21 protein-coding genes and 1 pseudogene are annotated in these 26,799 nt (G+C 57.8%); 14 read left to right on the top strand and 8 right to left on the bottom strand.

Annotation, left to right across the window (positions count from 1 at the left end):
• Window positions 1–340: 340 nt before the first annotated feature.
• Window positions 341–1,639 carry a glycine-betaine demethylase subunit GbcA gene (gbcA, locus tag RX972_RS18840; RefSeq protein WP_027899826.1) on the bottom strand — a complete coding sequence of 433 codons (1,299 nt, stop codon included), beginning with the start codon at window positions 1,637–1,639 and terminating at the stop codon, window positions 341–343.
• 319 nt (window positions 1,640–1,958) lie between these two features.
• Here gbcA and gbcB point away from each other — a divergent pair, with 319 nt between their 5' ends.
• Complete coding sequence (gene gbcB, locus RX972_RS18835) at window positions 1,959–3,059, top strand: glycine-betaine demethylase subunit GbcB (RefSeq protein WP_027899825.1); 1,101 nt, start codon at window positions 1,959–1,961, stop codon at window positions 3,057–3,059.
• Window positions 3,060–3,346: 287 nt separating this feature from the next.
• Here gbcB and RX972_RS29570 read toward each other — a convergent pair whose 3' ends face one another.
• On the bottom strand, window positions 3,347–4,210 hold the full coding sequence (locus tag RX972_RS29570) for a methyl-accepting chemotaxis protein (protein WP_406644026.1): 864 nt from the start codon (window positions 4,208–4,210) through the stop codon (window positions 3,347–3,349).
• A pseudogene (locus RX972_RS29565) lies at window positions 4,202–4,957 on the bottom strand (MCP four helix bundle domain-containing protein); the annotation flags it as partial. The gene RX972_RS29570 and the pseudogene RX972_RS29565, both read right to left, overlap by 9 nt.
• 431 nt (window positions 4,958–5,388) lie before the next feature.
• Here RX972_RS29565 and RX972_RS18825 point away from each other — a divergent pair.
• Together RX972_RS18825 and RX972_RS18820 are read left to right on the top strand one after the other, a co-directional pair.
• Window positions 5,389–5,622, top strand: coding sequence for a hypothetical protein (locus RX972_RS18825; protein ID WP_027899824.1), 234 nt, complete (start codon window positions 5,389–5,391; stop codon window positions 5,620–5,622).
• Entirely contained in the window at window positions 5,619–5,921 is a 303-nt protein-coding gene (locus RX972_RS18820) for a cell division protein ZapA (protein WP_316877606.1), read from the top strand. Before RX972_RS18825 ends, RX972_RS18820 begins: the two co-directional genes overlap by 4 nt.
• Before the next feature lie 146 nt (window positions 5,922–6,067).
• On the opposite strand, the gene RX972_RS18815 is transcribed toward RX972_RS18820, so the two are convergent.
• The gene (locus RX972_RS18815; RefSeq protein WP_099267958.1) at window positions 6,068–7,108 is read right to left on the bottom strand and encodes a low specificity L-threonine aldolase; all 1,041 of its coding nucleotides are present in this window, start codon (window positions 7,106–7,108) and stop codon (window positions 6,068–6,070) included.
• 243 nt (window positions 7,109–7,351) lie between these two features.
• Between RX972_RS18815 and RX972_RS18810 the strand changes: the two genes are divergently transcribed.
• The 10 genes from RX972_RS18810 to RX972_RS18765 all read left to right on the top strand — a co-directional run bounded on the left by RX972_RS18810 (window position 7,352) and on the right by RX972_RS18765 (window position 19,673).
• Window positions 7,352–8,119 (top strand): TraX family protein, encoded by a 768-nt coding sequence (locus RX972_RS18810; protein ID WP_316877605.1) that lies wholly within the window; start codon window positions 7,352–7,354, stop codon window positions 8,117–8,119.
• A 204-nt stretch (window positions 8,120–8,323) separates the two neighbouring features.
• On the top strand, window positions 8,324–9,541 hold the full coding sequence (gene alaC, locus RX972_RS18805; RefSeq protein ID WP_316877604.1) for an alanine transaminase: 1,218 nt from the start codon (window positions 8,324–8,326) through the stop codon (window positions 9,539–9,541).
• 304 nt (window positions 9,542–9,845) lie between these two features.
• Window positions 9,846–11,099, top strand: coding sequence for a serine hydroxymethyltransferase (gene glyA / locus RX972_RS18800; RefSeq protein ID WP_099267954.1), 1,254 nt, complete (start codon window positions 9,846–9,848; stop codon window positions 11,097–11,099).
• Window positions 11,100–11,116: 17 nt separating this feature from the next.
• Entirely contained in the window at window positions 11,117–12,367 is a 1,251-nt protein-coding gene (locus tag RX972_RS18795; protein ID WP_027898961.1) for a sarcosine oxidase subunit beta, read from the top strand.
• 13 nt (window positions 12,368–12,380) lie between these two features.
• A complete protein-coding gene (locus RX972_RS18790) occupies window positions 12,381–12,704 on the top strand; it encodes a sarcosine oxidase subunit delta (RefSeq protein WP_027898962.1) in 324 nt (107 codons plus the stop codon).
• Window positions 12,701–15,718 carry a sarcosine oxidase subunit alpha gene (locus RX972_RS18785; protein WP_316877603.1) on the top strand — a complete coding sequence of 1,006 codons (3,018 nt, stop codon included), beginning with the start codon at window positions 12,701–12,703 and terminating at the stop codon, window positions 15,716–15,718. The genes RX972_RS18790 and RX972_RS18785 overlap by 4 nt, the downstream gene beginning before the upstream one ends.
• 138 nt (window positions 15,719–15,856) lie before the next feature.
• Entirely contained in the window at window positions 15,857–16,489 is a 633-nt protein-coding gene (locus RX972_RS18780) for a sarcosine oxidase subunit gamma (protein ID WP_027898964.1), read from the top strand.
• A gap of 173 nt (window positions 16,490–16,662) precedes the next feature.
• The gene (gene purU, locus RX972_RS18775; protein WP_027898965.1) at window positions 16,663–17,520 is read left to right on the top strand and encodes a formyltetrahydrofolate deformylase; all 858 of its coding nucleotides are present in this window, start codon (window positions 16,663–16,665) and stop codon (window positions 17,518–17,520) included.
• A 148-nt stretch (window positions 17,521–17,668) separates the two neighbouring features.
• Entirely contained in the window at window positions 17,669–18,868 is a 1,200-nt protein-coding gene (gene fdhA, locus RX972_RS18770) for a formaldehyde dehydrogenase, glutathione-independent (protein WP_316877602.1), read from the top strand.
• Window positions 18,869–19,103: 235 nt separating this feature from the next.
• Window positions 19,104–19,673 carry a DUF2780 domain-containing protein gene (locus RX972_RS18765; RefSeq protein ID WP_099267952.1) on the top strand — a complete coding sequence of 190 codons (570 nt, stop codon included), beginning with the start codon at window positions 19,104–19,106 and terminating at the stop codon, window positions 19,671–19,673.
• A gap of 15 nt (window positions 19,674–19,688) precedes the next feature.
• On the opposite strand, the gene RX972_RS18760 is transcribed toward RX972_RS18765, so the two are convergent.
• Window positions 19,689–20,582: an acyltransferase gene (locus RX972_RS18760; RefSeq protein ID WP_027901822.1), complete on the bottom strand. Its 894-nt coding sequence runs from the start codon at window positions 20,580–20,582 to the stop codon at window positions 19,689–19,691.
• A gap of 260 nt (window positions 20,583–20,842) precedes the next feature.
• On the opposite strand from RX972_RS18760, the gene RX972_RS18755 reads away from it, so the two are divergent.
• Window positions 20,843–21,343 (top strand): ATP-dependent zinc protease, encoded by a 501-nt coding sequence (locus RX972_RS18755; RefSeq protein WP_095092544.1) that lies wholly within the window; start codon window positions 20,843–20,845, stop codon window positions 21,341–21,343.
• 177 nt (window positions 21,344–21,520) lie between these two features.
• Here RX972_RS18755 and mdoH read toward each other — a convergent pair whose 3' ends face one another.
• From mdoH to dtd, 3 genes are all read right to left on the bottom strand, one after another.
• Window positions 21,521–24,100 (bottom strand): glucans biosynthesis glucosyltransferase MdoH, encoded by a 2,580-nt coding sequence (gene mdoH, locus RX972_RS18750; RefSeq protein WP_027901824.1) that lies wholly within the window; start codon window positions 24,098–24,100, stop codon window positions 21,521–21,523.
• Window positions 24,093–26,012 (bottom strand): glucan biosynthesis protein G, encoded by a 1,920-nt coding sequence (locus RX972_RS18745; protein WP_316877601.1) that lies wholly within the window; start codon window positions 26,010–26,012, stop codon window positions 24,093–24,095. The genes mdoH and RX972_RS18745 overlap by 8 nt, the downstream gene beginning before the upstream one ends.
• Before the next feature lie 258 nt (window positions 26,013–26,270).
• Window positions 26,271–26,708 (bottom strand): D-aminoacyl-tRNA deacylase, encoded by a 438-nt coding sequence (dtd, locus tag RX972_RS18740; protein ID WP_316877600.1) that lies wholly within the window; start codon window positions 26,706–26,708, stop codon window positions 26,271–26,273.
• Window positions 26,709–26,799: the final 91 nt, after the last annotated feature.

Raw genomic sequence — 26,799 nt, 5'->3', positions numbered from 1 at the left:
TTTTATAAAAGGGAGTAGTGACTTCTCCACAATTGCTGTGGGATTGCTCGGTGGATTAGTTATTTACTCGGGCTGGTAATATCCAGAAGGATTAGGCCTGCGGGGATTTGATCAGATGAAAAACAATCTGCGGAAGCTCTTACCAAAAGGTATATAACCACCTGATTTTGGAATGATTTTACCTGTAGGAGCGCGCTTGCCCGCGATTGCGTCAGCACAGGCGATATATTCATCGACTGACAGACCAAATCGCGGGCAAGCGCGCTCCTACAGGTTCTCGTTTGCTTCGTGACAGAGTGGCGTCAGAGACCCGGGGCCGCTACTACAGGGTTCTAATGCATCACTCGTGATTAACCGCCACACCCTTCAGATACGGCGCTGGCTCGGCGCCCATGTTTTCAAGCATGCGGGCACTGTACCAGTCGATGAAGTTGACCACACCGAACTCATAGGTCTTCGAGTAAGGACCTGGCTGGTAGGCGTCGGAATTGATGCCGCGCTGGTTTTCTTCAGCCAGACGGCGGTCCTGATCGTTGGTTGCATCCCAGACTTCGCGCAAGCGAGCCACGTCGTAGTCCACACCTTCAACGGCATCTTTGTGTACCAGCCATTTGGTGCTGACCATAGTTTCCTGGGCGCTGATCGGCCACACCGTGAACACGATGATGTGATCGCCCATGCAGTGGTTCCAGGAGTGCGGCAGGTGCAGGATGCGCATCGAGCCCAGGTCCGGGTTTGTGATCCGGCCCATGAGTTTCTTGCAGCCCTGTTTGCCGTCCATGGTCATGGACACCGTGCCTTTGAGCAGCGGCATGCGCACGATACGGTTGCGCAAGCCAAAAGCAGCGTGAGCGAACGGGATCTTCTCAGCCTCCCAGGCCGCAGCCGATTCGGCGACATGGTCCTTGAACGACTGGGTCGCACGCGGGTCGGTAACGTCGTCCCACTCCAGCAGTGTGTTGAGCAGTTCTGGATGTGAGCCAGTGCAGTGATAGCACTCGCGGTTGTTTTCCAGCACCAGCTTCCAGTTGGCCTTTTCCATCAAGGTGGTCTGCACCGCCACCTTGGTGTTTTCCATGTCGTACGGTTCCATGTAGTGCTTGAGGGTCTGCAGGAACTCGTCGATGGCAGGCGGGTTTTCCGCGAGGCTGATAAAGATATAGCCACCCGCGGTTTTCACGTTAATGGGCTTGAGGCTGAAGTTCTTCATGTCGAAGTCATCGCCCATTTCGCTGCCCGCGTACAACAGGCGACCATCAAGCTCGTAGGTCCACTGGTGGTATGGGCACACCAGTTTGGCGACCTTGCCCTTCTCCTTGGTGCACAGACGCGAACCGCGATGGCGGCAAACGTTGAAGAAGGCATTGACCGCACCATCCGGACCGCGCACCACAACCACCGGGTTCTTGCCGATCTGCAGCGTCAGGTAGTTACCCTTGGCCGGAATCTCGGCGGTCATGCCTGCGATCAGCCACTCTTTGTGGAAGATCTCCTGCATATCGATTTCAAACAACCGCTCATCACTGTAGAAAGGCTGCGGCAGCGAATAAGTGCGTTCGCGATTCTGCAGCATTTCGGCAGTGGCCTTACGTGCCGGTTCCAGCGGATCGCCCAAGCTCAAGGTTGCGGTGACGTCCATCGTTTGAAGTCCTCATGACCATACGGTTTACGGTCGGCGAATGTGGCTAATACGGTTCTTTGTGGCGTTTGGCACGCAAGACGGCGATTGTTTTGCCGCTCATGCTTTTCGATAAACATTTAGTGGCGAGTGTGGAGTCCGGCGCAGACTTGACCTTATCCATGGGCGACATGGCCGAATCCGTTCCCGACGCGCTAATGCAGGTAATCAGGGGCTGGTCGCGATAAGTACGCCGATGTCGCTGGCAGGTAAGTGGGTGGTCTGCGCCTTACGCAGAATTCGCATCATGAGGCCGGTCGTCGGCCGTTGGAGATTCAGCATGTCCCAAAGCTTCCTGAGCCCGGTAAATACCCAGACATGGGCGAACGGCCGTCACCTGGTTCGCGTCGTCAAAGTGATCCAGGAAACCTGGGACGTGCGCACCTTCTGTTTCATGGCTGACCAGCCGATCATGTTCTTCTTCAAGCCCGGTCAGTTCGTGACCCTGGAGCTTGAAATCGAAGGCGTGCCGGTGATGCGCTCGTACACCATTTCCAGCTCGCCTTCGGTGCCTTACAGCTTCTCGGTCACCATCAAGCGCGTGCCTGGCGGCAAGGTTTCCAACTATCTGCACGACACGCTGCATGAAGGTCAGGAGCTGGCGGTCCACGGTCCGGTCGGGCTGTTTAACGCAATAGACTTCCCAAACCCGAAAATCCTCTACCTGAGTGGCGGCGTCGGCATCACGCCGGTGATGTCCATGGCGCGCTGGTTCTACGACACCAACGCCAACGTCGACATGGTGTTCGTGCACAGTGCCCGCACCCCCAAAGACATCATTTATCACCGCGAGCTGGAGCACATGGCGTCGCGGATCGATAACTTCAGCCTGCACCTGATCTGCGAGAAGCATGGCCTTGGCGAGCCTTGGGCCGGTTATCGCGGGTATCTGAATCAGAAGATGCTAGAGCTGATGGTGCCGGACTTCATGGAGCGCGAGGTGTTCTGCTGCGGCCCGACGCCTTACATGACGGCCGTCAAACGCCTGCTGGAAGCCAACGGTTTCAACATGGCGCAATACCATGAGGAATCGTTCGGCGCGACGCCTCCCGAAGCCCGTGCCGATGCTGTGGAACAAGCGGAAATCGCCGCTGACGCACCGGAAGTCGATGCATCGGATCTGCATCAGGTGGAATTCACCGACACCGGCAAGAGCATCCGCGTGGCACCGGGCGAAACCGTCCACGCAGCCGCAGCCAAGCTCGGCCTGATGATCCCCAAAGCCTGCGGCATGGGTATCTGCGGAACCTGCAAGGTGATGAAGCTCAGCGGCGAAGTGGAGATGGAGCACAACGGCGGGATCACCGAAGAAGACGAAGCCGAAGGCTACATTCTGTCGTGCTGCAGCATTCCGAAGGGGGATGTGCGGATCGAGTATTGATCGCCTGAGCGATTGATACAGGTAGGAGTGGTCCCGGTATCCCTGACACCGCGCTGTCGCGCAGCAAACGGGTGACCTGTAGGAGCCAACTTGTTGGCGAGACGTCGGACCCGCATCGTCAGAAATTCCGCTTCGCCAACAAGTTAGCTCCTACAAGGTCCGCGTTTCAAATCCATTATTGGAGTGATGTTTGATAGGAGCGAACTTGTTCGCGAGGCGATTTACCTGGCAAAGCAGGTCTGACGCCTCGCCAACAAGTTGGCTCCTACAGAGAGCGGGTATCGCGCTTACAAACTAAACCGCGAAACCATGCCGTTCAGGTCAACCGCCAACCGGGTCAGCTCGCTGCTGGCAGCACTGGTCTGGGTGGCGCCGTCGGACGACTGGGCCGACAGATCACGGATGTTCACCAGGTTGCGGTCCACTTCACGAGCCACTTGAGCCTGCTCTTCGGCGGCACTGGCGATTACCAGATTACGCTCGTTGATTTCCACCACGGCGGTGTTGATGGTGTCCAGCGCCAGCCCTGCGCCTTTGGCGATGCTCAGGGTCGACTCAGCACGCTCAGTACTGTTACGCATTGAGCTGACTGCCTGTTCAGTGCCACCTTGAATGCTGCCGATCATGCGTTCGATTTCGCTGGTGGACTGCTGAGTGCGATGCGCCAAGGCACGCACTTCGTCCGCGACCACGGCAAAACCACGACCGGCTTCACCGGCACGCGCCGCTTCAATTGCGGCGTTGAGGGCCAGCAAGTTGGTCTGGTCAGCCAGGCCGCGAATCACATCCAGCACTTTGCCAATGTCACGGGACTCTTCAGCCAGATTACCGATCAGTGTTGCAGTGCTCTGCACGTCGCCGCTCATGCGCTCGATGGCATTGACAGTTTCCTGAACCAGATCACGACCATCACCCGCCGAAGCGGTAGCGTTTTTGGATGCTTCAGAAGTACTGACCGCGTTACGCGCCACCTCTTCCACAGCGCTGGTCATCTGGTTGACAGCAGTAGCGGCTTGTTCGATTTCGTTGTTCTGCTCAGCCAGGCCACGAGCGCTCTCGTCGGTCACCGCATTCAGCTCTTCAGCAGCAGAAGCAAGCTGGGTGGCGGAACCCGAAATACGGGTCAATGTGTCACGTAGCTTTTCCTGCATTTTCTGCATGGCGGCGAGCAAACGACCGGCTTCGTCAGTACCGTCGGCTTTGATCGGGCGAGTCAGATTACCCTCAGCGATGGTTTCTGCGGCTTCAAGCGCTGAAGCAATTGGCTGGGTGATACTGCGGGTCAACAGCCAGGCGAACAGGATGGTCAGGATCGTGGTGATGATCAGCAGGCTAACTACCAGAGTGAATGCCGAAGAATACTGCTCGGCAGCGTCCATGTTGGTATCTCTCAATTCCTTGGCATTGATCTCGACCAGCCTGGCCAGCGCCACGTTCATCTGATCGGAGTTGGCCAGCGTTTCTTCATTGAGCAATTGACCCAACTCATCAATCTTGCCAGCACGACTCAGGCTCTTGATGCGTTCTTCTAGCTGGCGGTACTCCCCTAGCAGTCGCACATACTCGTTGTAGGCGGATTGCTCCTCTGGAGAGGTAATGAATTTTTCATAGACAGCCTGGGCGTCAGTGATTTGCTTGTTACGCATGGCGAACAAATCGATGGTCTTGTTCTGAATGTCCGGTTCGCGGTTGATCAATAGACGATAGGACAGAACGCGCAGGCGAATGCTGATTTCGGTGAGTCGGTCCAGACTCTGGATGCTGGGAACGCTGCTTTTTGCGATCTCATCGCCTGCGTCACGGATCTTGCTCATCTGCGACAGCGCAAAAACGCCGAGGACCAACATAAGGGTGCCGATCAAGGCAAAGCCGAGAAACGCGCGGGGCGCGATATTCATGGTGCGTAATGACATGGGTTTTCCCAAAAGAAGAAGCGCATTCCTTGCGTTGAAGTGAATAGAAGAGGTGGTGATGCCTATCGGTTACAGGGTGAGGGACTTGAGGCCGATGCACTGAAATCAGGCGTGGCGTAAGGTCGCAGGCTCTTTTCGATATAGCAAAAAGCCATGTAAGTCATTGAAAGGCAACGTTTACAGGGCTTTGAGCAAAAAATACGGGAATATCGAAGACGACATGTTTCCTCGGCCTGGCCCGACTGACGAGCAGCAGGAACCAGATCGGAAAATCACAGTCAACAGGGCCTGTTTATGCACTTGCCTTCAGGGAGGACGCAGCGCGCCAGAACGCCGTTATTTAAGTGGCTTAACTGGTATGCGCAGTGACTTTTCTTTAAGGTGTGCGCCCGTTGAAATTTGCTAGAGAAATCAAAATGTTGGAAGCATCCCTTAGCCAGTTGGAACAACTTGTCAGCGATCTGGTGCAACAAAACCAGCAACTGCAAAGCACAAACGCTCAGCTCAGCACGGAGCTGGCCCAAGCCAGGGATGACAACGACAGTCTGCAACTGAGTCTGATGGAGCAGGAAGAGAAACAAGGTGCCACTGCGGCGCGGATTCAGGCCCTTGTTGACCGTGCGACCAGCGCAAGCGCAGTCAGCGCATGAGCACTGACAGAAACGGGGTGACGGTCGTTTCGATTCTCGGCAACGACTATTCGATCAAGGCCCCGGCCGGTGAAGAGCAAAACCTGCAGCAAGCCACCGCATTGCTGCGCGCATCGCTGGCCGACACCAAGCGCAAATACCCGACGCTGATTGGCGACCGCCTGCTGGTGCTGGCCGCCCTTAACCTGTGCTCACAGCAGATCGAGCTCAAACAGCAACATCAGGTCGAGCTGGACCTCTGCCGCGAGAAGGTCGATGCGACGGTGGAAGCGATTTCGAAGACGATTGCGCAGAACTAAACCCTGATTCAAATTTGAAATGCGGGCTCCATGTGGGAGCCGAGCTTGCTCGCGATAGGGGCATCGCGATCTAATCTAAACCGCATCCAGTCTTAATCGCGAGCAAGCTCGGCTCCCACAGGTTGCATTCCAACTGAGTTCTCGCGTTAAGCCCCCATCACCAACCGGATATCCGCTGCCAACTCGCGCACGCGGGCCTCCTCGGTGTCCCATGAGCACATGAAGCGCGCGCCGCCGTTGCCGATGAAGGTGTAGAAGCGCCAGCCCTTGGCCGTGAGTGCCGCAATGGCAGGTTGTGACAATTGCAGGAATACACCGTTAGCCTGGACCGGGAACATCAGTTCAACACCCGGAATGTCCTTCACCAACGACGCCAGCAATTGCGCGCAATGGTTGGCATGATTGGCGTGTTTGAGCCAGGCATCACCTTCCAGCAGCCCAACCCAGGGTGCTGACAGGAAGCGCATCTTCGACGCCAGTTGCCCGGCCTGCTTGCAACGGTAATCAAAGTCTTCAGCCAGCTTGTGGTTGAAGAACAGAATCGCCTCGCCCACCGCCATGCCGTTCTTGGTGCCACCAAAGCACAGCACATCGACACCCGCCTTCCAGGTCAGCTCAGCGGGTGAACACTCGATAAATGCACAGGCGTTGGCAAATCGCGCGCCGTCCATGTGCAGATTCAGATTCAACTCTTTGCAGGTTGCGCTGATCGCCTTGAGTTCTTCTGGCTGGTAAACACTACCGACTTCGGTGGCTTGGGTCAGGGTCACGACCCGAGGTTTCGGATAGTGAATATCCTGACGTTTGAGCGCCACTTCGCGGATCGACTCAGGCGTCAGCTTGCCCTGTTCGCTGCGTGCAGTGAGCAGCTTGGAGCCGTTGGAGAAGAACTCCGGAGCGCCGCATTCGTCAGTTTCGACGTGAGCGGTTTCCGAGCAGATAACGCTGTGATAGCTCTGGCACAACGAAGACAGGGCCATTGAGTTGGCCGCCGTGCCGTTGAAGGCGAAGAACACTTCACAGTCGGTTTCAAATAATTTACGGAATTGATCCGAGGCACGCGCGGTCCATTCGTCATCGCCATACGCACGTTGATGGCCGTGGTTAGCCTGTTCCATCGCAGCCCAGGCTTCAGGACAGATGCCCGAATAGTTATCACTGGCAAACTGCTGGCTTTTATCGGTCATGGCCGAATCCTTGTCATTGATTATGCTGCGCACTGTAGCGAAGATCGCAGGGCTTGGTCATGGGTTGTTGTGTTGCAAACACCGATTTTGTGACATGCGCTGGACCTGTGGGAGCGGTGCTTGCCCGCGATAAGGCTGGACGCAGTTCACTTTAGATCGCGTCCAGCCTTATCGCGGGCAAGCACCGCTCCCACAGGTAATTCGTTCCACCTTAGAATCCGCGCTTAACCCTCTCGGAGAGATATGGATCTATCGAACCCGCCTTACCTGCCCGGACGCGACAAGGCGCTCGACTTGCTCAAGTGGCTGGCGATGCTGGCCATGGTACTCGACCACTTGCGCTATGTCGGCTGGTCGATAGATGTGCTGTACGTACCGGGCCGCCTGGCATTCCCTTGGTTCTGTCTGGCGATTGCGGCCAATCTGGGTCGCAAATCCGCGCTGTTTCCTGACCCCAAAGTGCAGTGGCGTTATCTGGGATGGATGCTCTTGTTCGCCGTGCTGGCCGAGCTCCCCTATCGGCTGTACATGGCGGATGACGCCCACACGCTGAACGTATTGCCGACGCTGGTGCTCGGTTTGCTGATTGCCCAAGGCTGGCGACACCGATTGCCTGCAACGCGATTGATGGCGCTCGGTTCGCTGCTGGTCGCCGCTTTATTCCACAAATATTTGATGTTCGGTTTCTTTGGCACGCTGCTGCCGCTGGCGCTTCTGCTTGCGCTGCATCGGCCGCTCTGGTTCGCCTTGTTGCCGGGCGTTGTTTGCGTGGCGAGCAATGCCTGGCCTCAGATGTTTGCTGGGGCCGCCTGGGGCGATCCGATCTCGATTGGCTCACTGATTGTCTGTCTGATCGGGCCGGCGCTCGGGCTGGCTTTATTGCGTCGTCGCCTCAACTTCCCGGTCAAACCGATGCGGCGCTGGGCATACGCGATCTATCCCGCGCATTTTCTGGTGCTGTTGGGGTTGCGGGAAATATTGGCAATATGGATCACACCCACGCCCCTGTAGGAGCGCGCTTGCCCGCGATGGCGTCTAGCCAGATGATAATTGTCTGAATGACACCGCGCATCGCGGGCAAGCGCGCTCCTACAAACCAGATCCTCAAAAATCCCTGTAGACAAAACGCCACCAGCGCCCTTATCTTCTGCGCTGGCCACCGCAGTGGCCAACGTCGCTCGGACGGTTCCGGGCGCTTACGTATCTGAGGCCTCCATGGCAGACCTACCTTCGCCGCGCCGTTTTGCGCGCATCGATCGACTCCCCCCTTATGTATTCAATATCACCGCCGAGCTGAAAATGGCCGCTCGCCGTCGTGGTGAAGACATCATCGACTTGAGCATGGGCAACCCCGACGGGCCAACCCCTCCGCACATTGTCGAAAAACTCGTTACCGTCGCCCAACGTGAAGACACTCACGGCTACTCGACTTCGCGTGGCATTCCGCGTCTGCGTCGGGCGATCTCCAACTGGTATAAAAAACGCTACGACGTCGATATCGACCCGGAAGAAGAAGCCATCGTCACCATCGGCTCGAAGGAAGGCCTGGCGCACTTGATGCTTGCTACCCTCGACCAGGGCGACACGGTATTGGTACCGAACCCGAGCTATCCGATTCATATCTACGGCGCGGTGATTGCTGGCGCTCAAGTACGATCAGTGCCACTGATTCCCGGTGTGGACTTCTTCGCCGAGCTGGAAAAAGCCATTCGCGGCTCGATCCCGAAACCGAAAATGATGATCCTCGGCTTCCCGTCCAACCCGACAGCGCAGTGCGTGGAACTGGATTTCTTCGAGCGAGTGGTTGCGCTGGCCAAGCAATACGACGTGTTGGTGGTTCATGATCTGGCCTACGCCGACATCGTCTACGACGGCTGGAAAGCCCCTTCGATCATGCAGGTGCCGGGCGCCAAAGACATCGCTGTCGAGTTCTTCACCCTGTCCAAAAGCTACAACATGGCGGGCTGGCGAATCGGTTTCATGGTCGGTAACCCGGAGCTGGTCAACGCTCTGGCGCGGATCAAGAGCTACCACGACTACGGCACATTCACACCGCTGCAGGTCGCGGCCATTGCTGCACTGGAAGGCGATCAGCAATGCGTGCTCGATATTGCCGAGCAGTATCGCCAGCGCCGCAACGTGTTGGTCAAAGGCCTGCATGAACTGGGCTGGATGGTCGAGAATCCAAAAGCGTCTATGTACGTCTGGGCCAAGATCCCTCCCGCCTACGCGCATATGGGCTCATTGGAGTTCGCTAAAAAGCTGCTGGCTGAAGCCAAGGTTTGCGTGTCACCGGGTGTCGGTTTTGGTGAGTACGGCGACGACCATGTGCGCTTCGCGCTGATCGAGAATCAGGACCGGATTCGTCAGGCCGTACGCGGTATTCGCGGGATGTTCCGGGCGGATGGGCAGTTGCCCGGCAAGGCCGTTTAATCCCTGCACACTGCATTTTCCTTGTGGGAGCTGGGCTTGCCCGCGATAAGGACACCTCGGTCTATCCGAGAGTTGCGTCGACCTTATCGCGGGCAAGCCCAGCTCCCACATGGATCACATTCCAACCTCACCTCCCGCGTATTTCCCCCTCCTCTCCCACCCATGTCGTAAACGCACCTTTGCGTGGCGCGCGCAGGCATTTGGCGTCTTTGGTCCGGCCCTAGTATCGCTGTCAAAGGGCCCTGCTTAGATGCTGCGGCTCTACCGATAAGTCAGGCGCTACGCCGCCGCTGGGAGAACCGCGATGTTCAGCAAGAATGACCAAATCCAAGGCTATGACGATGCACTGCTGGCCGCGATGAATGCCGAAGAGCAGCGTCAGGAAGATCACATCGAGCTGATCGCCTCGGAGAACTACACCAGCCAGCGCGTGATGGAAGCCCAGGGCAGCGGCCTGACCAACAAGTACGCCGAAGGGTATCCGGGCAAGCGCTATTACGGCGGCTGCGAGCATGTGGATAAAGTTGAAGTACTCGCCATCGAGCGTGCCAAACAATTGTTCGGCGCTGATTACGCCAACGTCCAGCCGCATTCCGGCAGTTCGGCGAACGCCGCGGTTTATCTGGCACTGCTGCAAGCAGGCGACACCGTGCTGGGCATGAGCCTGGCCCACGGTGGTCACTTGACCCATGGCGCTAAAGTCAGCTTCTCCGGCAAGCTCTACAATGCGGTGCAGTACGGCATCGACACCAACACCGGTCTGATCGATTACGACGAAGTCGAGCGCATCGCCGTCGAGTCCAAGCCAAAAATGATCATCGCCGGTTTCTCGGCCTATTCGAAAACCCTCGACTTCCCGCGCTTCCGGGCCATCGCTGACAAGGTCGGCGCTTACCTGTTTGTCGACATGGCTCACGTTGCCGGGCTGGTCGCGGCCGGTCTGTACCCGAACCCGCTGCCCTACGCAGACGTCGTGACCACCACCACTCATAAAACCCTGCGCGGTCCACGTGGTGGTTTGATCCTGGCCAAGGCCAACGAAGAAATCGAGAAAAAGCTCAACTCGGCGGTATTCCCAGGCGGTCAGGGCGGCCCGTTGATGCACGTGATCGCCGCCAAGGCCGTGTGCTTCAAAGAAGCGGCGGAGCCAGGCTTCGTCGCGTATCAACAACAAGTCATCGATAACGCTCAGGCCATGGCGCAGGTGTTCATCGACCGTGGCTACGACGTGGTCTCCGGTGGCACCGATAACCATTTGTTCCTGGTCAGCCTGATCCGTCAGGGCCTGACCGGCAAAGACGCCGATGCTGCTTTGGGTCGTGCGCACATCACCGTCAACAAGAACTCGGTGCCTAACGACCCGCAATCACCGTTCGTGACCTCGGGTCTGCGTATCGGCACCCCGGCGGTCACCACTCGCGGCTTCAAAGTTACCCAATGCATCACGCTGGCCGGCTGGATCTGCGACATCCTCGACAACCTCGGTGATGCCGACGTCGAGGCCAATGTCGCCAGCCAGGTTGCAGCCCTGTGTTCCGATTTCCCGGTTTATAGCTGAGTCAGGAGTAGTTATTCATGCAGCATTACTCAGGCTTCGGCCTTCTCAAACACTCCCTCAGCCACCACGAAAACTGGCAGCGCATGTGGCGCACGCCAACCCCGAAAAAAGTCTATGACGTGGTCATTGTTGGTGGCGGCGGACACGGTCTGGCGACGGCTTACTACCTGGCCAAAGAACACGGCATCACTAATGTGGCCGTGGTCGAGAAAGGCTGGTTGGGCGGCGGCAACACCGCACGTAACACGACTATCGTACGCTCCAACTATCTGTGGGATGAGTCAGCGCATCTCTACGAACACGCCATGAAACTGTGGGAAGGCCTGTCTCAGGACTTGAACTACAACGTGATGTTCTCCCAGCGCGGCGTATACAACCTGTGCCACACCCTGCAGGACATTCGCGACTCAGAGCGTCGGGTCAGCGCCAACCGTCTCAACGGCGTAGACGGTGAGCTGCTCAATGGCAAACAGGTAGCGGAAGAAATCCCGTACCTGGATTGCTCGAAAAACACACGCTACCCAATCATCGGCGCCACCGTGCAACGTCGCGGCGGCGTGGCACGTCACGATGCCGTGGCCTGGGGCTATGCCCGTGCTGCCGATGCGTTGGGCGTGGATTTGATTCAGCAAACCGAAGTCATCGGTTTCCGCAAGGAAAACGGCGTGTGCATCGGTGTAGAAACCAACAAAGGTTTCATCGGTGCCAAGCGCGTCGGTGTGGTAACAGCCGGTAACTCGGGACACATGGCGAAACTGGCAGGCTTCCGTCTGCCCGTTGAATCCCACCCGCTGCAAGCGCTGGTGTCCGAGCCAATCAAGCCCATTATCGACAGCGTGATCATGTCCAACGCCGTACACGGCTACATCAGCCAGTCCGACAAGGGTGACCTGGTGATCGGGGCCGGTATTGACGGCTATAACGGCTACGGCCAGCGCGGTTCATACCCGGTGATCGAACACACGATTCAGGCCATCGTCGAGATGTTCCCGGTGTTGTCACGCGTGCGCATGAACCGTCAGTGGGGCGGCATCGTCGACACCACGCCGGACGCTTGCCCGATCATCTCCAAAACGCCCGTCCCGAACATGTTCTTCAACTGCGGCTGGGGCACCGGTGGTTTCAAAGCCACGCCGGGCTCGGGCAACGTGTTCGCTGCAAGCCTGGCGAAGGGTGAAATGCATCCGCTCGCCAAACCTTTCTCCATCGACCGTTTCCACAATGGTGCGTTGATCGACGAACACGGCGCCGCTGCGGTCGCCCACTAAGAGGAGCACTACCATGTTGCACATCTTCTGCCCTCACTGTGGCGAACTGCGCTCCGAAGAGGAATTCCACGCGTCTGGCCAGGCTCACATACCGCGTCCACTGGACCCGGCAGCCTGCACCGACGAGCAATGGGGCGACTACATGTTCTTCCGCGATAACCCTCGCGGGCTGCATCACGAACTGTGGATCCACGCCGCCGGTTGCCGTCAGTACTTCAACGCCACCCGCGATACCGTGACTTACGAAATTCTCGAAACCTACCCGATTGGCGCTAAACCGCAGTTCAGCAACCCTGCGTTTGAGAAGACAGCCAGCGGCGAGGGAGACCAGGTATGAGCCAGACCAACCGACTGCCCAACGGCGGCCGCATCGACCGCAGCAAAGTCCTGAACTTCAACTTCAACGGTCAGACCTATCAGGGCTTTGAGGGCGACACGCTCGCCGCAGCCCTGCTGGCCAACGGCGTTGATGTCATAGGCCGCAGCTTCAAGTATTCCCGCCCTCGTGGCATCTTCGCAGCAGGCTCTGAAGAGCCAAACGCGGTACTGCAGATTGGCGCTACCGAAGCGACGCAGATCCCGAACGTGCGCGCCACGCAACAGGCACTTTATTCGGGCCTGGTCGCGACCAGCACCAACGGCTGGCCGAACGTGAACAATGACGTGATGGGGATTCTCGGCAAAGTCGGCGGCAAGCTGATGCCGCCGGGTTTCTACTACAAAACCTTCATGTACCCGCAATCGTTCTGGATGACTTACGAGAAGTACATTCGTAAGGCCGCCGGCCTCGGTCGTTCACCGACTGAAAACGACCCGGACACTTACGACGCCATGAACCAGCACTGCGATGTGCTGATCGTCGGTGGTGGCCCAGCAGGCCTCGCCGCTGCTCTGGCGGCCGCTCGCAGCGGTGCCCGGGTGATTCTGGCCGATGAACAGGAAGAATTCGGCGGCAGCCTGCTGGACAGCCGCGAAAGCCTTGATGGCAAACCCGCTGCTGAATGGGTCGCCACCGTAATTGCCGAGCTGAAAAGCCTGAAAAACGTAGTGCTCCTGCCTCGCGCCACCGTCAACGGCTACCACGACCATAACTTCCTGACCATTCACGAGCGCCTCACCGATCACCTCGGCGACCGCGCACCTATCGGCCAGGTCCGTCAGCGCATGCATCGGGTTCGTGCCAAGCGTGTCGTGCTGGCCACCGGTACTCACGAACGCCCACTGGTTTACGGCAACAACGATGTGCCGGGCAACATGCTGGCCGGTGCGGTTTCCACGTATGTACGTCGTTATGGCGTAGCGCCGGGCAAAAAACTGGTGCTGTCCACCAACAACGATCACGCCTACCGCGTTGCTTTGGATTGGCTCGACGCCAGCCTGCAAGTGGTGGCGATTGCCGATGCGCGTCATAACCCACGCGGCGCACTGGTTGAAGAAGCGCGCGCCAAAGGCATTCGGATTCTGACCGGCAGTGCCGTGATCGAAGCCCGTGGCAGCAAGCACGTCACCGCCGCTCGTGTGGCGGCCATTGATGTAAGGGCACATCGCGTAACAAGCCCCGGCGAATGGCTCGAATGCGATCTGGTCGCCAGCTCCGGCGGCTACAGCCCTATCGTCCACCTCGCCTCGCACCTGGGCGGCAAGCCGGTCTGGCGTGAAGACATTCTTGGTTTCGTACCGGGCGAAGCACCGCAAAAGCGTGTGTGCGTCGGTGGCGTGAATGGCGTTTATGCATTGGGCGACACTTTGGCCGACGGCTTCGAGGGCGGCGTGCGCGCAGCCAGTGAAGCCGGTTTCAAAGTGGTCGAAGGCGTTCTGCCGAAAGCCCTGAGCCGCGCTGAAGAGCCGACGCTGGCGCTGTTCCAGGTGCCGCATGACAAACCGACTGCCCGTGCGCCGAAGCAATTCGTCGACCTGCAGAACGACGTCACTGCTGCTGCCATCGAGTTGGCGACCCGTGAAGGCTTCGAGTCGGTGGAACACGTCAAACGCTACACCGCACTGGGTTTCGGCACCGATCAGGGCAAGCTGGGTAACGTCAACGGCCTGGCCATCGCAGCACGCTCGCTGAACGTGACCATCCCGGAAATGGGCACCACCATGTTCCGCCCGAACTACACGCCCGTGACCTTCGGCGCAGTAGCCGGTCGTCACTGTGGGCATATCTTCGAGCCGGTACGTTTCACCGCCCTGCACGCCTGGCACGTGAAGAACGGTGCTGAATTCGAAGACGTCGGCCAGTGGAAACGTCCGTGGTATTTCCCGAAAGGCGGTGAAGACATCCATGCTGCCGTGGCCCGCGAATGCAAAGCCGTGCGTGAAAGCGTTGGCCTGCTGGACGCTTCGACCCTCGGCAAGATCGACATTCAGGGTCCGGATGCGCGCGAGTTCCTCAACCGCATCTACACCAACACCTGGACCAAGCTCGATGTGGGCAAGGCGCGTTACGGCCTGATGTGCAAGGAAGACGGCATGGTCTTCGACGACGGGGTTACCGCCTGTGTCGCCGACAACCACTTCATCATGACCACCACCACAGGCGGCGCGGCGCGCGTGCTGCAATGGCTGGAGATCTACCAGCAGACTGAATGGCCTGATCTGAAGGTGTACTTCACTTCCGTGACCGACCACTACGCGACCCTGACCTTGTCCGGCCCGAACAGCCGCAAGCTGCTCAGCGAAGTGACTGACATCGATCTGGACCGTGAGGCGTTCCCGTTCATGACCTGGAAAGAAGGTCTGGTCGGCGGCGTTCCGGCACGGGTGTTCCGTATCTCGTTCACCGGTGAACTGTCTTACGAGGTCAACATCCAGGCTGACTACGCCATGGGTGTGCTGGAAAAAATCATCGAAGCCGGCAAGCAGTACAACCTCACGCCATACGGCACCGAGACCATGCACGTACTGCGCGCCGAGAAGGGTTTCATCATCGTCGGTCAGGATACCGATGGCTCGATGACTCCGGACGACCTGAACATGGGCTGGTGTGTCGGCCGCACCAAACCGTTCTCGTGGATCGGTCAGCGCGGTATGAATCGCGAAGACTGTGTGCGTGAGCAACGTAAACAACTGGTCGGCCTCAAGCCGGTTGATCCGAACAAATGGCTGCCCGAAGGTGCGCAACTGGTGTTCGACCCGAAACAGTCGATTCCGATGACCATGGTCGGTCACGTGACCTCCAGCTATGCGGCTAACTCGCTGGGTTATTCGTTTGCCATGGGCGTGGTCAAAGGCGGCCTGAAGCGCATGGGCGAGCGGGTGTTCTCACCGCAGGCGGATGGCAGCGTGATCGAAGCCGAAATTGTGTCCTCGGTGTTCTTCGATCCGAAGGGTGAGCAGCAGAACGTTTGATGGCTAGCCCAGCACCTGTGGGAGCTGGGCTTGCCCGCGATGAACGATGACACGGTGTATCTGAAAGACCGAATCGACCTTATCGCGGGCAAGCCCGGCTTCCACAGCGCACACAACAGAATTCAGAACAGGTGCTCTATGACCACAGCCAACGTTTACCAGCAGCGGCCAACGACCGGCGAGAAAGCCGAGTCACCGCTGTTTCACGCCGACCTCAATAGCCTGGTCGGTAAAGGTCGCGCCAACCCTGGCGTGACTTTGCGCGAGAAGAAATTACTCGGTCACCTGACCATTCGCGGCGATGCTCACGATCCTGCTTTTGCCGCAGGCGTGCACAAAGCCCTGGGCATGGAGTTGCCGGGCGCACTGGCCCTGGTGATCAGTGGCGACAGCTCGATCCAGTGGCTCGGCCCTGATGAATGGCTGCTGATCGTACCGACCGGTGAAGAGTTTGCGGTGGAGCAAAAACTACGCGCTGAACTGACCGGCCTGCACATCGCGATCGTTAACGTCAGCGGCGGTCAGTCCATCCTCGAATTGAGCGGCCCGAAAGTCCGTGAAGTGCTGATGAAATCCACCAGCTACGACGTGCATCCGGACAACTTCCCGGTGGGTAAAGCCGTCGGTACCGTGTTCGCCAAGTCCCAACTGGTAATCCGCCGCACCGGCGAGGAAACCTGGGAACTGCTGATCCGCCGTAGCTTCGCCGATTACTGGTGGATGTGGTTGCAGGATGCGAGTGCCGAGTACGGCCTGACTATTCAGGCTTAACGCCGCAGATCCCCTGTAGGAGTGAGCTTGCTCGCGATAAAGCCGGAACGGCTTTCAGACAATGGTGTGTTCACCATTTTTGCGACTGCTCCGCAGCCGATCGCGAGCAAGCTCACTCCTACAATGATCAGATTCCGTCATTTAGAGCCAAGACTTACCTCTGGAGTTATCGAATGAGCCGCGCCCCCGACACATGGATTCTGACTGCCGACTGCCCCAGCGTGCTGGGCACGGTGGACGCGGTGACCCGCTATTTGTTCGAGCAGGGCTGCTACGTCACCGAGCACCATTCCTTTGACGATCGCCTGTCCGGCCGCTTCTTCATTCGGGTTGAATTTCGTCAGCCAGACGGTTTTGACGAACAAGGTTTCCGCGCAGGTCTGACTGAACGCGGCGAAGCCTTTGGCATGATCTTCGAGCTGACCGCGCCGAACTACCGGCCAAAAGTTGTGATCATGGTTTCCAAAGCTGATCACTGCCTGAACGACCTGCTCTACCGTCAGCGCATTAACCAACTGTCCATGGACGTGGTCGCGGTGGTGTCCAACCATCCGGATCTGGAACCGCTGGCGCGCTGGCATGAAATTCCGTACTACCATTTCCCCCTGGACCCCAACGACAAGCCCGCTCAGGAAAGCAAAGTCTGGCAGGTGATCGAAGAGTCAGGTGCCGAGCTGGTGATTCTTGCCCGCTACATGCAGGTGCTGTCGCCGGATCTGTGCCGCAAGCTGGACGGCAAGGCGATCAACATTCATCACTCGCTGTTGCCCGGTTTCAAAGGTGCAAAGCCGTACCATCAGGCTTACAACAAAGGCGTGAAACTGGTGGGTGCCACCGCACATTACATCAACAACGATCTGGACGAAGGTCCGATCATTGCGCAGGGCGTGGAGGTTGTGGATCACAGTCATTACCCCGAAGACCTGATCGCCAAAGGTCGCGACATCGAAGGCCTGACGTTGGCAAGGGCGGTGGGTTATCACATTGAGCGCCGTGTGTTTCTGAACGCCAACAGGACTGTCGTCCTGTAGTGGAAAGCTTCAAGCCACAAGCTTCAAGATGAAAAGCAGGAGACTGGAGACACACTTCAATCACAGGAGATGAGCAGCAGGCTTTTACTTGCCGCTTATAGCTTGCAGCTTGAAGCTCACTTAATAACAACAAAATCGAGGTGAAAGAATGGCTGACAATCGTGGTGTTGTGTATCTCGGCGCAGGCAAGGTCGAAGTACAGAAAATCGACTATCCCAAAATGCAGGACCCGCGTGGGCGCAAGATCGAACACGGCGTCATCCTGCGGGTGGTTTCCACCAATATCTGTGGCTCGGACCAACACATGGTTCGCGGCCGTACCACCGCACAAACCGGCCTGGTACTGGGCCACGAAATCACCGGCGAAGTGATCGAAAAAGGCACTGGCGTCGAGAATCTGAAAATCGGCGATCTGGTGTCGGTGCCCTTCAACGTGGCCTGCGGCTTGTGCCGATCCTGCAAGGAGCAACACACCGGCGTTTGCCTGACCGTCAATCCGGCTCGCCCGGGTGGAGCATACGGTTACGTCGACATGGGCGACTGGACCGGCGGCCAGGCCGAATACGTGCTGGTGCCCTATGCCGACTTCAACCTGCTCAAGCTGCCGGATCGCGATCGCGCCATGGAAAAAATCCGTGACCTGACCTGCCTCTCCGACATCCTGCCCACCGGTTATCACGGCGCAGTCACAGCTGGGGTAGGCCCGGGGAGTACCGTGTACATCGCTGGTGCAGGCCCCGTCGGTCTGGCAGCGGCGGCATCGGCTCGCCTGTTGGGCGCGGCAGTGGTGATTATCGGCGACGTGAACCCTGCTCGTCTGGTTCACGCCAAGGCTCAGGGTTTTGAAATTGCCGACCTGTCCCTCGATACCCCGCTGCACGAGCAAATTGCCGAACTGTTGGGCGAACCGGAAGTCGACTGCGCCGTTGACGCGGTAGGTTTTGAAGCCCGCGGGCATGGCCATGCGGGTGTGCAGCATGAGGCACCGGCAACCGTACTCAACTCATTGATGGGCGTAGTGCGCGTAGCGGGCAAGATCGGTATTCCCGGTCTCTACGTCACTGAAGATCCAGGTGCCGTCGATGCCGCCGCGAAAATGGGCAGCCTGAGCATTCGTTTCGGTCTGGGCTGGGCCAAATCCCACAGCTTCCACACCGGCCAGACGCCGGTCATGAAGTACAACCGCCAGTTGATGCAGGCCATCATGTGGGATCGCATCAAAATCGCTGACATTGTTGGAGTGGAGGTCATCAGCCTCGACGACGCGCCACGCGGTTATGGCGAGTTCGATGCCGGTGTGCCGAAGAAGTTTGTGATTGATCCGCATAAACTGTTTAGCGCGGCGTAAAACCAACCTCGGCCCTGTGGGAGCGAATTCATTCGCGAATGCGGTGTGTCAGATCTGGATATTTTTCCGGGCTGCCCCCTTCGCGAATGAATTCGCTCCCACATATCGTCTTTTAAACCAGATATCTGTGCATTTACTCACTAGACAAGCGCAAGGAACATTGCCAACCCGCCCAAGGTCAAACACGTGTTTCTACCGGCAGCTGCCGGACTTTTCGTTTGAGGGGTTTGTTGCAATGAAGATTTCACGCGGTATAGCACTGGCAACCTTGATGGCCGTTGCGACTGGCCCAGTGTTCGCTTTCAATCTGAATGACGCGGCCAACGCCGTTTCCAACGCTACCAACGGCAATCAGAAAGCCACCGCAGCACCTGAAGCAGCAGGCCTGCTCAATCTGTTGGGCTCCAACCTTAATGTCACCCCCGAGCAAGCCGTCGGCGGCACGGGCGCATTATTAGGTCTGGCAAAGAACAAACTCGCCGGTAACGACTACAGCCAATTGAGCAAATCGGTTCCGGGCCTCGATCAACTTGCTGGCAACAGTGCATTGAGCAGCCTTGGCAGCCTGAATGGCCTGGGAGGTCTGCTGGGCAACTCGGGCAACAGCGCTGAAAGCTCTGTTCTGAACAGCGCGCTGGGCAACGTACAAAGCATGGGCGATGTGAACAAGGCGTTCAGTGCCCTGGGCATGGACAGCTCAATGGTCAGCCAGTTTGTACCGCTGATTCTGCAATACCTGGGTCAACAAGGTGCTGGCGGTTCGGCACTGAAAAGCCTGGGCAGCGTGTGGGGCGCAGGCAGCTGATTCAGCGCTGATCCTTCAATCCTGGAACGCATCGCCGCGCAAGGTGGCGATGCGTGCATTCTTCTCCTGCCACAGCTGATTGACCCAGCCCTGTACCTTCTCGCGAAACACTGGATCGTTCTCGTAATCGCCCTGCCATAACGCAGGGTCCAGCTCGCGAGTCTGAATATCGATGATCACCCTTGGAACATCACCACAGAGCAGATTCCAGAACCCCGGAATGCGCTCGCCCGGATACACCACCGTCACGTCCAGAATCGCATCCAGCTTTTCACCCATGGCCGCCAACACGAACGCCACGCCGCCCGCCTTGGGCTTGAGCAGGTGTGAATAGGGCGAGTTCTGTTCTGCATGTTTGGCTGCTGTGAAACGGGTCCCTTCCAGGTAGTTGACCACGGTCACTGGCTGATTTTTGTACAGCTCGCAGGCCTGACGAGTGATTTCCAGATCATGACCCTTGAGTTCGGGATGCTTGGCCAGAAAGGCCTTGCTGTAGCGCTTCATGAACGGGTAATCCAGCGCCCACCAGGCCAGACCCAGCAGCGGCACCCAGATCAGTTCTTTCTTCAGGAAGAATTTGAAAAAGGGCGTGCGGCGGTTCAACGCCTGAATCAGGGCGGGGATATCGACCCATGACTGGTGATTGCTGATCACCAGATAAGAAGTGTCGCTGCGCAAACCTTCGTCGCCACGGATTTCCCAGCGGGTTGGAATGCACAGCGAGAAGATCAGCTTGTCGACTTCAGCCCAGGTTTCGGCAATCCATACCACCGCTTGCGAGCAACTCTCGCGTAACTGACCGCTGAACGTCAGCTTGAGCAGGCCGAAGATCAGTAACGGACCGATCATGACCAGCGTGTTAAGCAACAACAGCAATGTGACAAAACAGCCAGTGAGCAGGCGACGCATACGGATCTCTGGAGGACTACAAGGGCCGCCATGATAAAGAGCAACAGCGCCTGCGCCAAATCCGCTTGTCGCGGACAAATGTTTCACAAGGTTACGGGTAAGCTCTGGCCTGCGAACGATGTGTGATCGCGATGTCTAAAATCGCGAATGAATGACCTGTAGGAGCTGCCGAAGGCTGCGAAAATATTTACCTCATGGACCAATTCGCAGCCTTCGGCAGCTCCTACAGAACCGCGTAACCCAAAAAAGGTATCTACCCAGTGAAATCAACTCTGGCGCTATTGTCCCTGTTGGCATTGCCTGTCATGGCTGCCGAGCCGACGCTGTATGGTCGCTACGAAAACATCAAGGTCGCGGAAATCGGTGAAACCTTCAAAGCCAAGATGGACACCGGCGCGTTGACCGCGTCGCTGTCGGCCAAGGATATCGAGTTGTTCAAGCGCGACGGCGATGACTGGGTGCGTTTTCGCCTGGCGACCAAAGACGCCAGCAACAAGGTGTATGAACACAAGGTTTCCCGGATCAGCAAAATCAAGAGCCGCGCAGAAGGCGACGACGAGGACGAAGACCTCGACCCGACCAAACGCCCGGTTGTGGACCTTGAGCTGTGCCTGGGCAACGTGAAACGCACGGTCGAGGTAAATCTAGTAGACCGTAGCCACTTCAATTATCCGCTGTTGATCGGTGCCAAGGCCTTGCGCGAGTTCGGCGCAGCGGTGAACCCGGCGCGGCGTTATACGGCGGACAAGCCGGATTGCTGATTAGGAGCATGTGGATTACTCCTGTGGGAGCTGGGCTTGCCCGCGATAAGGCTGGACGCGATCTAAAGTGAATTGCGTCCAGCTTTATCGCGGGCAAGCCCGGCTCCCACAGGTATATTTCAGCCCAACAAAAAACGGCGCCCTTGCGGGGCGCCGTTTTTGTTTACCCGCCTTGAATCAGGCGTGAACCAACGTCTGCTCAGACGCGCGCACTACCGGCTGCAAAGGCAACAGTGGTGCGTGCGGATCAGCGGCGACAGACTCACGCCATGCATCCAGCCATTCGGGGTGGTTTTCAGTCCAGACCTGCTCATGCAGGCGGCCCAAGGCCACAGGGTCGCTAAGCAGCATCAAGCGGTCTTGATTGCTGAGTTTCTCCGGCCCGACTGCCAACGCGTGACGTACACGCTCCATCCGTACGAACTCGATAGGCTCGGCGATCCGGTGACGTGAGGTCGCCAGGGCGCAGGCCAGCGCGTTCTGTTGCGGATCGACCACGGCGCGGATGAAGCCTTGCTTCAGTGCGTGCCAACGGTTCTCGTGGGTGTACAGATCGGTCGAGACCAGTTCTTGCGGCGGCGTGTGCTCTTCAGGAATCAGGAAGAACTTCTCGTCGCGAGCCTTGAGGCCCAGACCGGTACGGCTGGAAATCACCGAGACCGGAATCGACAGCATCAACGAACCCACGATTGGCGCCAGCCACCACAGGAAGCTTGGGTTCAACCAAGCCACCAGCAGAGCCCAGCACGCACCCAACAAGGTCTGCGGACCGTGACGCTTGACCGCTTCGATCCACGGCGTGGAGTCGTCGTCACGTTGTGGCGAGTTCCAGGTCGCAGCCCAGCCCAGGAAGGCAGCCAGTACGAAACGGGTGTGGAACAGCATGCGCACCGGAGCCAGCAGCACCGAGAACAGCATTTCCATCAGCATCGACAGGGTGACTTTGATCTTGCCGCCATAACCGACTGCGCCCTTGGCCCAGATCAGAATGATGCTGAGCAGCTTAGGCAGGAACAGCAGCACGATAGTCGTCGAGAACAGCGCAACGGCTTTTTCCGGGTGCCATTGTGGCCACAGCGGATAAAGCTGACGCGGTTCAAGGAAGTAAGTCGGCTCCATCAGCGTGTTCACCGCCAGCAAGGCTGTGGACAACACGAGGAAGAAGAACCACAACGGCGCCGACAGATAAGACATCACGCCCGTCAGGAACACTGCACGGTGAACCGGGTGCATGCCTTTTACCAGGAACAGCCTGAAGTTCATCAGGTTGCCGTGGCACCAGCGACGGTCACGCTTGAGCTCGTCCAGCAGGTTTGGCGGAAGCTCTTCGTAACTGCCCGGCAGGTCGTAGGCAATCCACACGCCCCACCCAGCACGACGCATCAAAGCGGCTTCAACGAAGTCGTGAGACAGGATCGCACCGGCAAAAGCGCCTTTACCTGGCAACGGCGCGAGGGCGCAGTGCTCGATAAACGGCTTCATGCGGATGATCGCGTTGTGGCCCCAGTAGTGGGATTCACCCAACTGCCAGAAGTGCAGACCGGCCGTGAACAATGGACCGTACACGCGAGTCGCAAACTGCTGCATGCGCGCATAGAGAGTGTCCATGCCCGACGCTCGTGGCGCGGTCTGGATGATACCGGCGTCCGGCGTGGCTTCCATCAAGCGCACCAGACTGGTCAGGCATTCACCGCTCATGACGCTGTCAGCGTCGAGCACGACCATGTAACGGTATTCACCGCCCCAGCGACGGCAGAAGTCGTCGAGGTTGCCGCTTTTGCGTTTTACGCGACGGCGACGACGGCGATAGAAAATCTTGCCGAAACCTTTGGTCTCGCGGCAGACGTCCAGCCAGGCCTGTTGCTCTGCCACGCAGATGTCAGTCTCGTTGCTGTCGCTGAGCACGAAGAAGTCGAAGCGATCGAGGTCACCGGTTGCTGCAACCGACTCGAAAGTCGCTCGCAGACCAGCAAACACACGCGGCACGTCTTCGTTGCAGATCGGCATGACCAACGCGGTACGAGCACCCTTTTCAATCGGCTCATTACCCGCACTGGCACCGGAGATGCGGTACTTGTCGCGGCCGGTCAGCAGCTCCAAAAAGCCCATCAAGGCGGTCCAGAAACCGGCTGATACCCAACAGAAAAGAATCCCGAACAGCAGCAGGATGCTGGTCTGCAAGGCATACGGCAGCACCTGCCACATGGTCTGTACAAACGTCTGGTGAGTGATTTCGTCCAGCGAAACCAGCGACCAGCCTTGGTACGGCAGAATGCCTTTCATGTACCAGCCAGCAACGATCGTCTGGCCAAGCATCAGGATCAGCAGGATATAACGGCGGATAGAACCCACTGTACGCCAGCGCGCCTTCGGCAGATCACGCTCGACCTTTGGCTCGACCGGGTTACTGCGACCGGTCATGCGACGCCACATGCGCACCAGAATATTGGTACGCCATGGCTCCGGCACGACTTTGGTCCGACGAATCGGCGGTGTGGCCTTGAGGCACACACGACCGTTGGCGTCGAGGGTCAGCATCTCGGCCTCTTCCAAAGCCTCGGCGGTAGTCAGCGTCAGTCGGCGACCCACCGAAGCCTGAGCGGCTTCGGCAGAGTCGGTGACTGGCTGAGCAGACAAACGCTCATGCAACTCGGCGAACGAGGTGCAGCCAGCCAGTTCGGCTCGCTGCTCATCGCTCATCGGGAGGTGTGCCAGGTACTCGCTGAGTGACACTGGCACCGGTACGGAATTACTCATCGGCTGGCAACTGGTAGCTCCAGGTCTCGGTCATGACTTGCAGCGTCTTGGCCGGTTCTGGATTGGTGGGTGCAGCTTCGGCTTCAGGCTGCTGGGTCTCTTTACCGTCTTTGTCTTTCGCGACATCAGCCTTGGCTACGTCTGCCTTGGCAGCATCAGCTGGCTTGGCGGCGTCCGCTGGCTTGCTTGCATCGGCTTTGGCATCAGCAGGCTTGGCTGCGTCAGCCTTGGCTACGTCGGCTTTCGGATCCTTGGCGGCGTCTGCAGCGGCTTCTTTCTTCGGAGCCTCTTTAGCAGGCGCAGCTTTCTTCTCGTCACCGATGTGAGCCTTGTCAGCAACCAGTACCGCAGGTTCCTTGCCTGGCTCGGCCGGGATCTCGCGCAGCAGGTACGCCTGCATCTCGATCGGCTTGTTGGTGTCCTTGACCTTGACCCGTAACGTCAGGCGATAGCCCTTGGTCACCGGGTTGTAGCGAAGGTTGTTTTCCACCAGCTCGGTATTGGTGTCAGTGGTCACCTGGCTACGAATGGTCTTGTCTTCAGGCATGGACGCGAGGATCGGACCCACGAAGTCGACCTGGAACGCGACGCTGCCGTCCAGCTGACGAATCAGGTTGGACTGACGGATGTCACCAGCGGAACGCAGGGTCTGCTTGACCCAGCCCAGATCAGGCGAGTGAATGGCTTTCTCGTCCATGGTCCAGTGGATGCGATAGTTGAAATCAACAGGCTGGCCCGGTGCTGGCAGGGTTTCCGGCTTCCAGAACGCAACGATGTTGTCGTTGGTTTCATCGGCGGTCGGAATTTCTACCAGGTCGACGGTGCCTTTGCCCCAATCACCTTTAGGCTCGATCCATGCGCTCGGACGCTTGTCATAGCGGTCGTCCAGGTCTTCGTAGTTAGCGAAGTCGCGGCCACGTTGCAGCAGACCAAAACCGCGCGGGTTCTCTACCGAGAAGCTGCTGACGGCCAAGTGCTTAGGATTGGTCAGTGGACGCCACAGCCATTGGCCGTTGGCTGCCTGAATCGACAGACCGTTGGAGTCATGCAGCTCGCGGCGATAGTTCTGCACGCGCGAAGGCTGGTTGGCACCAAACAGGTACATGCTCGTCAGCGGAGCAACGCCCAGCTTGGAGACCTTGTCACGCAGGTACATGCGCGACTGGACATCGACCAGCGTATTGGTGCCCGGACGCAGGGTCAGCTTGTAGGCACCCGTAGCGCGCGGGGAGTCGAGCAGCGCGAAGATCACCAGATGGTTATCATCGGTGGCTGGCTTCTCGATCCAGAACTCGGTGAAACGCGGGAACTCTTCGCCGGAAGGCATCGCGGTATCGATCGCCATGCCACGAGCAGACAGGCCGTAAACCTGACCTTTACCGATGACGCGGAAGTAGCTCGCGCCCAGCATGGTCATGATTTCGTCTTGCTTGTCATCTTTGTTGATCGGGTACAAAACGCGGAAACCGGCATAGCCGAGATTCTCGGTCGACTTGGGATCGAACTTCACATCGCCAAAATCGAAACGACTGGCGTCGTACTTGATCTCTTCAACGGTGGTCGCAGTGACTTCGTTGATTTTGACCGGGGTGTCGAAGTGCATACCCTGGTGATAGAACGAGACTTTGAACGGCGTTCTGTCGCCAGCCCATTCGGCACGATCCTCACGGAAACGGATTTTCTGGTAGTCCGCGAACTTCATGTCGCGGAACTCGGCGGGCAGATTGCTGCGCGGGGCTTCGTATTTCTTGTCGGCCAGTTCTTTCGCTCTGCTCGCTACGTCATCAAGACTAAACGCCCACAGTTGAGTGGCGCTGAACAGTGAGATCAGGGCTGAACTTGCCAATAGCGCGCTACGCAACCGCTTGCCAGGTGTCTTTACCGCATTACAGGGACTAACAATCACGAGCAACCCTCGCCGAAAACAGATGAAGAAACCAACGGCCAGCTATCAATTGCCGGGTTGGCGAGCACTGTTCCGACTCCAAAAGAACCTAATGATTCCCCAAACGGTGTCGAACCAGCCTCTGACCTTGCCAAACGGTGCCACAAACACACATACCCGGACGGCGCGATTATCTAGTAGCGCGTGCCACAACGCACCATGTCCGATGAAGTATTTATTGCTTTAGAGCCTAATAATTTCGGGGTTATGCATCAGATTAGTCTTTTAACCCTCAAGCATAAAAGTCACAGGGCCATCATTTACCAGATGGACTTGCATATCTGCACCAAACTGGCCCGATTCGACCACCGCGTGCGAGCTTTTAGCCTGGTTCAACAAATACTCGAACAACTCCGCTCCAAGGGCCGGCGGGGCTGCTTTTGAGAAGCTCGGCCGCATGCCGCTTTTGGTATCGGCTGCCAGGGTGAACTGAGATACCAGCAGCAAACCACCTTCCACATCGCGCAACGACAGATTCATCTTGCCGTCAGCATCGCTGAACACCCGGTAATTGAGCAGCTTATGTAGCAGCTTGTCGGCACTGGCCTGCGTGTCTTGAGGCTCGACGCCCACAAGGACCATCAAACCCTGATTGATAGAGCCAACAATCTGCCCTTCAACTTCAACTCGTGCGCTACTGACGCGTTGTAGCAAGCCTTTCATGCCCGTTCCTTTTAATTCAATCGCGCATCAAACGGATACCTGTGGGAGCGAATTCATTCGCGAATGCGATGTACCAAACGATGAATTTCTA

The sequence above is a fragment of the Pseudomonas syringae group sp. J309-1 genome (assembly GCF_032582135.1).
In the GTDB taxonomy this organism is placed as follows: Bacteria; Pseudomonadota; Gammaproteobacteria; order Pseudomonadales; family Pseudomonadaceae; genus Aquipseudomonas; species Aquipseudomonas quasicaspiana.
Note: the sequence above shows the minus strand (reverse complement) of the source record. Positions and strands in the feature narration are given on the sequence as shown.

What these genes read in the sequence shown, in the direction of transcription:
- RX972_RS18820 (WP_316877606.1), top strand. Translation starts at nt 5,619, where the DNA reads ATGAGCACTGACAGAAACGGGGTGACGGTCGTTTCGATTCTCGGCAAC.
- glyA (WP_099267954.1), top strand. Translation starts at nt 9,846, where the DNA reads ATGTTCAGCAAGAATGACCAAATCCAAGGCTATGACGATGCACTGCTG.
- gbcA (WP_027899826.1), bottom strand. Translation starts at nt 1,639, where the DNA reads ATGGACGTCACCGCAACCTTGAGCTTGGGCGATCCGCTGGAACCGGCA.
- gbcB (WP_027899825.1), top strand. Translation starts at nt 1,959, where the DNA reads ATGTCCCAAAGCTTCCTGAGCCCGGTAAATACCCAGACATGGGCGAAC.
- dtd (WP_316877600.1), bottom strand. Translation starts at nt 26,708, where the DNA reads ATGAAAGGCTTGCTACAACGCGTCAGTAGCGCACGAGTTGAAGTTGAA.
- RX972_RS18815 (WP_099267958.1), bottom strand. Translation starts at nt 7,108, where the DNA reads ATGACCGATAAAAGCCAGCAGTTTGCCAGTGATAACTATTCGGGCATC.
- RX972_RS18795 (WP_027898961.1), top strand. Translation starts at nt 11,117, where the DNA reads ATGCAGCATTACTCAGGCTTCGGCCTTCTCAAACACTCCCTCAGCCAC.
- RX972_RS18785 (WP_316877603.1), top strand. Translation starts at nt 12,701, where the DNA reads ATGAGCCAGACCAACCGACTGCCCAACGGCGGCCGCATCGACCGCAGC.
- RX972_RS18765 (WP_099267952.1), top strand. Translation starts at nt 19,104, where the DNA reads ATGAAGATTTCACGCGGTATAGCACTGGCAACCTTGATGGCCGTTGCG.
- RX972_RS18825 (WP_027899824.1), top strand. Translation starts at nt 5,389, where the DNA reads ATGTTGGAAGCATCCCTTAGCCAGTTGGAACAACTTGTCAGCGATCTG.
- mdoH (WP_027901824.1), bottom strand. Translation starts at nt 24,100, where the DNA reads ATGAGTAATTCCGTACCGGTGCCAGTGTCACTCAGCGAGTACCTGGCA.
- purU (WP_027898965.1), top strand. Translation starts at nt 16,663, where the DNA reads ATGAGCCGCGCCCCCGACACATGGATTCTGACTGCCGACTGCCCCAGC.
- alaC (WP_316877604.1), top strand. Translation starts at nt 8,324, where the DNA reads ATGGCAGACCTACCTTCGCCGCGCCGTTTTGCGCGCATCGATCGACTC.
- RX972_RS18790 (WP_027898962.1), top strand. Translation starts at nt 12,381, where the DNA reads ATGTTGCACATCTTCTGCCCTCACTGTGGCGAACTGCGCTCCGAAGAG.
- fdhA (WP_316877602.1), top strand. Translation starts at nt 17,669, where the DNA reads ATGGCTGACAATCGTGGTGTTGTGTATCTCGGCGCAGGCAAGGTCGAA.
- RX972_RS18810 (WP_316877605.1), top strand. Translation starts at nt 7,352, where the DNA reads ATGGATCTATCGAACCCGCCTTACCTGCCCGGACGCGACAAGGCGCTC.
- RX972_RS29570 (WP_406644026.1), bottom strand. Translation starts at nt 4,210, where the DNA reads ATGCAGGAAAAGCTACGTGACACATTGACCCGTATTTCGGGTTCCGCC.
- RX972_RS18760 (WP_027901822.1), bottom strand. Translation starts at nt 20,582, where the DNA reads ATGCGTCGCCTGCTCACTGGCTGTTTTGTCACATTGCTGTTGTTGCTT.
- RX972_RS18780 (WP_027898964.1), top strand. Translation starts at nt 15,857, where the DNA reads ATGACCACAGCCAACGTTTACCAGCAGCGGCCAACGACCGGCGAGAAA.